9 protein-coding genes are annotated in these 7454 nt (G+C 32.2%); 1 reads left to right on the top strand and 8 read right to left on the bottom strand.

The window, feature by feature from the left end; genetic code table 11:
• From B5P42_RS32135 to B5P42_RS26665, 4 genes are all read right to left on the bottom strand, one after another.
• Positions 1-314, bottom strand: a 314-nt coding sequence (locus B5P42_RS32135) for a hypothetical protein (RefSeq protein ID WP_258397546.1), incomplete at its 3' end; no start/stop codon positions are given.
• 82 nt (positions 315-396) lie between these two features.
• Positions 397-831, bottom strand: a complete 435-nt coding sequence (locus tag B5P42_RS26675) for a hypothetical protein (RefSeq protein WP_113735620.1) — start codon at positions 829-831, stop codon at positions 397-399.
• On the bottom strand, positions 828-1892 hold the full coding sequence (cotS, locus tag B5P42_RS26670; protein WP_113735619.1) for a spore coat putative kinase CotS: 1065 nt from the start codon (positions 1890-1892) through the stop codon (positions 828-830). Before cotS ends, B5P42_RS26675 begins: the two co-directional genes overlap by 4 nt.
• 24 nt (positions 1893-1916) lie before the next feature.
• Positions 1917-3053, bottom strand: a complete 1137-nt coding sequence (locus B5P42_RS26665) for a glycosyltransferase family 4 protein (RefSeq protein ID WP_113735618.1) — start codon at positions 3051-3053, stop codon at positions 1917-1919.
• Positions 3054-3211: 158 nt separating this feature from the next.
• Here B5P42_RS26665 and B5P42_RS26660 point away from each other — a divergent pair, with 158 nt between their 5' ends.
• The gene (locus B5P42_RS26660) at positions 3212-4315 is read left to right on the top strand and encodes a spore coat kinase CotI (RefSeq protein WP_113735635.1); all 1104 of its coding nucleotides are present in this window, start codon (positions 3212-3214) and stop codon (positions 4313-4315) included.
• An 869-nt stretch (positions 4316-5184) separates the two neighbouring features.
• Here B5P42_RS26660 and B5P42_RS26655 read toward each other — a convergent pair.
• From B5P42_RS26655 to B5P42_RS26640, 4 genes are all read right to left on the bottom strand, one after another.
• Complete coding sequence (locus tag B5P42_RS26655; RefSeq protein ID WP_016101212.1) at positions 5185-5331, bottom strand: hypothetical protein; 147 nt, start codon at positions 5329-5331, stop codon at positions 5185-5187.
• 197 nt (positions 5332-5528) lie between these two features.
• Positions 5529-5924, bottom strand: coding sequence for a hypothetical protein (locus B5P42_RS26650; RefSeq protein WP_002110404.1), 396 nt, complete (start codon positions 5922-5924; stop codon positions 5529-5531).
• A gap of 93 nt (positions 5925-6017) precedes the next feature.
• The gene (locus tag B5P42_RS26645; RefSeq protein ID WP_070143465.1) at positions 6018-6260 is read right to left on the bottom strand and encodes a GlsB/YeaQ/YmgE family stress response membrane protein; all 243 of its coding nucleotides are present in this window, start codon (positions 6258-6260) and stop codon (positions 6018-6020) included.
• 124 nt (positions 6261-6384) lie between these two features.
• A complete protein-coding gene (locus tag B5P42_RS26640; RefSeq protein ID WP_113735617.1) occupies positions 6385-7350 on the bottom strand; it encodes a nucleoside hydrolase in 966 nt (321 codons plus the stop codon).
• Between the last annotated feature and the right edge of the window lie 104 nt (positions 7351-7454).

Below are 7454 nucleotides of genomic sequence, written 5' to 3'. Positions count from 1 at the left end.
TCTTCTTCTTCGTCTTCTTCTTCTTCATCTTCGTCTTCTTCTTCATCTTCGTCTTCTTCGTCTTCTTCGTCTTCTTCTTCATCTTTGTCTTCTTCGTCTTCTTCGTCTTCTTCGTCTTCTTCGTCTTCTTCTTCATCAGTAAAAGTTATTTCTGTTTCATCAATATATTGAACTTCTACCTCTACACCAGTATGTGCTCCAGATTGAATAACTTCAGCCAAAAGTTTTAATACCTCTTGTATATCTTGATCAGAATTAATACTAAAGCCATTCTCAAAATCTATTTTTATTTTTGCTCTTTTTACATCAGCCATTTACATAACTCCTCCCTTATTTGATTTATATTTAAAATATGCTAGAAAGTATAAAATGATTGTTGTAATTGCGGACTTTTCATTATTCTTTTTCCTTGAAATGTTTTAAAATTTCAGCTATCCATGGTCTTTTTAATGGCTCGTTAGGTGTAATGATTTGTATTTTTATTTTTGGTTTTTCTGGTTCAGTAGCAATGAAATCCGATTGTACTGCTTCCTCTTCAACGATTTGAATATCCCCATCATTTATTTCATCATTAACGTCCTTATCTATTGTTGTTTTACTGCTTATTGTTTCTAACTCTAGTAATCCCATTGTAGGTAACTCGACTAATTCTATGTCTTTAATAATTGCTAAATTCTCTAATATAGATGATTCATCAAGTACAATTTCTTTTTGTTTCTCTAGTGTTTGCTCATATTCTGACATTTCCCATCCCATTGGCCCTGGTGGAGAAAACATAAATTTTTCTAAATCTAAAATAGGTATGACTATTTCTTCCGGTTCTAATTTCATTTTCTTCCTCCTCCACTTTTATTCTTGATTTCGTCATAAATATCTGAAAATCGAGATAAAAACTCCTCTTTAGAATCTTCAAGTGCAATTATATTTTGTAATGCCCAAATATATTTTTCATCAGACCACGAACGCTTTTGCCCTAAATAATATTTATGTGCAATCGAACATAATAAATGAGGAAACGTTAAATCCGTCCAAAGTATGCGATATTGTTTTTCTGATAATGGATTTTCTGAATCGTAAGCACTCAGCATATGAATCACTAAATTAATATCCCAAACTGACATTTTTTTCATTACTTTATTTAAAATAATACGTAAATCTCTTACTGGTAAATCATTTGTAATAGAATGTAACTCCTTCATAAAAATAGAATCATCTATCTCCTCAAATCTTGCCAATGTAAAATCTTGTTGACAAAAACTTTTAGATGCAATTACTTGCTTTGTCCATTCGTTATAAAATGGTTCATCAATTTCTTGTAATGCCCTTTTGGCACGAGCTATCATTTTATCAACATATTCTAAAAACATTGTTGAAAACACGTCATTTGGATAAGATTGTGCAATTCTTTTGTTTCCTTCTAATTCTTGTAATTTCCATCTATATAACTTATGCCATTTTCCTAATCGACTTCTCATTTTACTTTCTTGATGTGGGAGATATCCTTCTGATGCTTGATGAAACTTACCTGCATATATAAGCACCTTTTCCATTTGTTCTTTATTATAATAAATTACTTCTTTTCCTTGATGTTTATCATATAATACATATGCATACTCATCAGCTCCAATACAAACTCCTCCTCTATTTGTTTTATGCATTTCTGTGATTGGCAATCCTTTTTGAAAAAGATGTAAATGCGCTCCAGCAATAAATAACATTCTTTTTGGTTTCATATGTGCTTGTTTTAATATTTTTAATCCTTCATTTGTCTCCACTTCCCAAACAGTTCTCCCACTTCTACTTGATTGCAGAATAATATTATTTACCTCAAATGGATAAAAACTAAGGATTCTATTTAAATGTTCTTTCTCTAATCCAGCTATTTCTTCCAATTCTCTTCATCCTCCTCTTGAATTCTATAGCACTTCCTTATATACTCCAATTAAATTCATGGCAACGCGATTCCAACCAAAATCCTTTTCAACTTTCGAACGTCCGTATTTCCCCATTTGCTCTCTCTTAGATTCATTATTTAATAGATTAATAATTTTCTCTGCATATGCATCAGGATTCTCGAAATCATTGACAATATAGCCATTCTTTCCTTCTTCAATTACTTCAGGATTACCACCTCGATTACTAGTGATAATTGGTAACCCCGCCGCCATTGCTTCATAATGTACCCTAGCAAGAGGCTCCTGCCACTGAGAAGAACAAACGAAAAGATCTGACATAGCGTACAGTGTTGGAATATCTTTAGGCTTAACAAATTTGATAAAGATTACATTATTTTGAAACATTGCTCCCAATGTATATAAATGTTTTACATAATTGTTTACATTGTTATCACCAAACCATTTTGATCCAATGAAAACCATTACAATTTCTGGGGTTTTTTCAATGATTTTAGGGAGAGCTTGTAGCAAAATATGAGGCCCTTTCACTTTACTCAGACGTCCAACAAACAAAACCACCTTTTTATTTTGCAAATTCAACTCTTTCTTTACATAATGTTTAATCTCTTTTCCATTTACAGTCCAAGCCGGATAATATTCATTTAAATCTACACCTGAATATACTGTTTTTGTTTTAGACTTTGCTGTCTTAAAGCGCGAGGTAATCGTTTCTCCAATATAATCACTAACTGTTACAATTTTCGAAACAGCTTTAATACATGCTTCACCTTCTTGATCACTCATCTTTTCATATGCGAACATTTCATTATGCACACTTAATACAAATTTTGTATTTGTTGCCACTTCACTTAAAAACGCAATCCAATTAGGGCGATTACATAAATGAATCACATCATATTGCTCATTTCTCAAATGTTCAAGAATATCATGAAGATAACCCTCTTCTGCAAAGCGTATATATCTTACACCACTCTTTTTTTCTTCCGTTTTTAAATTTGGATCCGTAATGGAGATAACTGTTACATCATTTCCTTTAGAAGCAATAATGGAGGCGACGGAACCTATATAAATTTGAATAGCCCCCCCTCTCACGGCAGGTACTGGTAGCTTTTCAGTAGCAATTATTGCAATTTTCATTCTTTTCCCTCCCTATTTCATAAAAATACAATTCTTTTCAATATATGTTACGGAATAAGTTTTATCATTGTGAATTATTCATTGTTTTTTCTATTCTTTACAATTAAATTAGGAAAAACGTCACTTTTTTGTTTGATAGGCGAATGTCTCAAACAAAAATGGCCATGCACCATAAAGTAATAAGAGAAGACAAAAGGATGGTGACATATTTGGAAATTCACAATAAGGAAGCGGAATATATACTATCACCTGAAGAGGAGCAAAAATTAATATCATTAGCAGAAAGCATGATTAAACATTGGGATATTCATACAACTACAATCGAACTTATACAAGGTGGGCAACTTGCTCTAGTGTGGAAAATTCATACTTCAGATGGACCATTTTGTTTAAAGAGAATTCATCGCCCTGAAAAGAAGGCTTTATTTTCAATTCATGCTCAAGATTATCTTTCTAAAAAAGGCATGCGTGTTCCAAATATAATTCCTAATAAAAAGGACCAACTCTATACAAAACACGGTCCATTTTTATTTGTTTTATACGAGTGGATTGAAGGTAGACCTTTTGAACTGACTATGCAAGAAGATCTTGAAATGATTATGAAGGGATTAGCAGATTTTCACTTAGCTTCTATTGGTTATAAGCCACCACCAGGTATACCCATCTTTACAAAATTAGGTCGTTGGCCTAATCATTATATTAAAAGATTTCAACAGATGGAGGTTTGGAAAAACCTATCTGAAACCTTGATTGATGACCCTTTTTCACAACTATACTTAGCTGAAATCGATCCTTTTATTACAGAAGCGAAACTTACTTATCAACGTTTATTAGAGTCTGAATATCGAAAGTGGACAGAAGAATTACGAGCATCCCCCAATTTATGTCACCAGGATTATGGAACAGGAAACTCTTTACTGGATACGAATAATCAAATTTGGGTAATTGATTTAGATACCGTTTCGTTCGATCTACCGATTCGGGATTTACGCAAAATGATTATTCCTTTATTAGATACAACAGGTACATGGAACGAAGACCAATTTAACATTATGATTAATGCATATGAATCAGTTTCTCCTTTAACAGCCGAGCAAAAAAAAATCATGTTTATTGATATGCTATTTCCATACGAATTATATGATGTAATCCGTGAAAAATACGTCAGAAAATCACCATTGCTTGCTGCTGAACTCACTGAGGCTATGGAGTATGAAAGAATAAAGTCAAGGGCTCTGAATATATTAATAGATAAATTTTAAGTCGATTGATTGTTCGATATGCTTGCAAACTAAATCTACTATTTTAAATATAATTTTAAAATTAAAGCAAAACATTTCTGCGATGCTTAGAGAAAAGCGTGTGATTTTTTATGGTGCATATTCCATATGTCTAAGTTTTATGCAAAGTTAGAAAATGCGATATTAGAAGAGATGTTTCAATTAAATTTGATACAAAAAGTACCTGAATCAAAAACAATCTAGTTATCCTTAATAATAAAATGAGGTTAAGAAATCTTTCTTATATAAATAAAGTAAGGTATTTTCTACTATGACACATGTAAAGTTATATATGGAGCTGGATATGACAAAAGAAAGTTATATGTGTTAAATCACACCAAACTATTTATAAATCACGTACACTTATAGTATTTAAATTTGACGTATATAAATAAAAAGCATGACATAAAATTGTCATGCTTTTTATTTTCAATCAATAACTTCTTTAGATTTAACCTGTTACAGAACTCTTTACTCAGTAAAAGACTGTTTTACTTGTTAACAGAAAGATAAATCTTTCCCTTTTGTTCTTGAATTTAATCAAACCATTTGTCGCTACTAGAAATCTATTCTCTGTTATGTAAATCAAAGCATTCATCATAATCCTAAAAACTAAAATAGGACAGTAATTTAAGACTTGTACCACCTGCTTTATTCCTATCTTAAACATAAAAAAGCCTTGGCGACCAAACCAAGACTTTTCAAGGACCTAATAATATGACAAGAACGAGAATCAGAACCACCCGACTTCTTGTTCTTTAACCCCTGTCTTACAACCTCATTTTACTATACGTATTCCGAATTTCCAATCGCCTATAAATCTACTATTAAATACTGCTCTAAAAATGAAATCAAGAGGTGAATCTTAACTTCTTTAAATATGTAGAAAAAGTACTTTTTACATTATCAAAATTATGGGCAAATGTATTATCTCCACTTAATGATGTGATAATAGTTAGTCCTGCTGTTTTAATAAAATGTTTTACATCTACGAGCATAGATATAGCCTCCATGAATTTAATTACGCTAATTATAACAGAAGTGTTGCGACTGAAACATGGAGGGAATAAACAATTCCCCCGAAAAGATTGAATTTCCAATCTCAACTTGTTTAACCTATAGGGCTTGAGGGAACGGCACTTGGAATAAAATTTAAAAAACTGCCCTATTAAAGGACAGCTTCAAATATGTATTTTTACACTTCGATTGATTTACCATCTTCAACGATATGGTAAAGTAAGTGTGCTAAATGATGAATTGGACCATTTTCTTCCTCTTCTTCATTTGTCTCACCTTGGAATTCAAGATCATTTAAGTATAGTGCTAAAAATTGATAGAACAATTTTAAATCAAATCCGTAGCAAGCACTTGGTTCTTCATGATCTCCTTCATATTGTAACATTAAGTATTGCTCGTTTCCTTCTGCATCTTCAGCATCAAAGAATACGAAGAAACCAACGTTTGTATCTAAATCAAATAGATGACGAGTACCTTTTTCTGTTGCTTTATCGAAGTCCTCTTCACTTAATTTATGTACTGTTGTTGCCTTTGCGTTATCCTCTTGATGAAAATTTACTGTAAATGATTTCAATGCTGACACCTCCTGATTGTATAAAAGTAGCATAACAGATTAAACAACATAATACAAAGGGACTGCTCACAAATGTAAACAGCCCCTTATTATTTATTTCCGTATAGCTCGTAATAAGAAGCTCACAATGAAAATTAATATTACTGCACCTATTAAAGCGGGAATAATTGCAAATCCGCCAATAACAGGACCGAATTTACCAAGTAATAACGTACCAAGCCAAGAACCGATAATACCCGCAATAATATTACCAATTACACCACCCGGTACATCCTTTCCAGTAATCAAGCTTGCAAACCATCCTAATATACCACCGACGATTAAATACCAAATCATATCATTACCTCCTAATATATTTTACCAATAAAAATATAATCTGAAACAATTGCTTACCATTAGTTATGTTTCATTTTTCGTAAGTTATTCGTCTTATGAAAATCATTCAAATCTACTCAACCTTTTAAGGACAATCTGGCTTCAATATTGTTCTCATAAATTCGTCTTTAAACGCTTGATAATTAAATTCAACGGCAATCCTTTGTATAGGACGATTATCAAACGTCGTTGGCTCAGCTATTTTTCTAAAATCCGCAACACTTTGACCTCTCGTTACATCATTTGTCGTACTAATCCAAACTGCTGATTTTTTATATTCAAAAATATCATCATTTATAAATGAAATGAACGGAAGTAAATCGTGAATCGGACTCCCAGCAATACCTGGATATTCTTTTTTGTAAAAGTTCTCGTAATAAAAATCAATCATTGGTTTAATAAGTTTTGCCTGCCCTGTTCCTTCTTTATCAATAATATCGACCATTTCAGGAGTAATAAGTGCTTCTTGCGTTACATTTAACGGATAAATAGTAGCGTTCTTCGCATATCTCATTACGATATTCGCGGCAATTGGATCGCCGTAAAAATTAGCTTCTGATACAGGTGTAACGTTTCCCGGAAATAGAAAAGCACCGCCCATTATATAATAAGAACATACTCGATTCATTAAATTGGGGTACAATAAAAATAATGTTGCAAGTGTTGTTAATCGTCCCGTCGCCACTATAATAATATCTTCTGGACAAGGCTCAATTAATTTAATCAATTCACAAAAATTTTCTCTGTCACAAATTCTCATTTTCGGTGGGATAATTGGACCTAAACCGTGATCCCCATGAATTTCAGGGAAAAACAAAGGTTCTTCAGCTATCATTGGTCTACTGGCACCTTCGATAATCTTTACTTTTGTAGCATAGTATCTTTCTAAAAAATAAACATTTTCCGTAACAATTTCTCTTGATACATTTCCATACTCTGCAACGATACCTATAATATCTAATTTGCATGTTTTATTCGCATAAATTAACGTTACTGCATCATCAATACCAAAATCTCCGAAAAAGATTATTTTTTTATTAACATTCCTCACCCCTCTCCAGCATAATCTACTATCATTATTATGCGAAAAAGACAAGGTGGTGAAACGGAGATAATTAAAAAAGCCGCCTATTTATGAAGTGCACCCCAATTGTT

The sequence above is a fragment of the Bacillus sp. SRB_331 genome (genome assembly GCF_003264175.1).
Lineage (GTDB): Bacteria > Bacillota > Bacilli > Bacillales > Bacillaceae_G > Bacillus_A > Bacillus_A mycoides.
The sequence above is the reverse complement of the archived record's forward strand: the minus strand, read 5'-3'. Positions and strand labels throughout refer to the sequence as shown.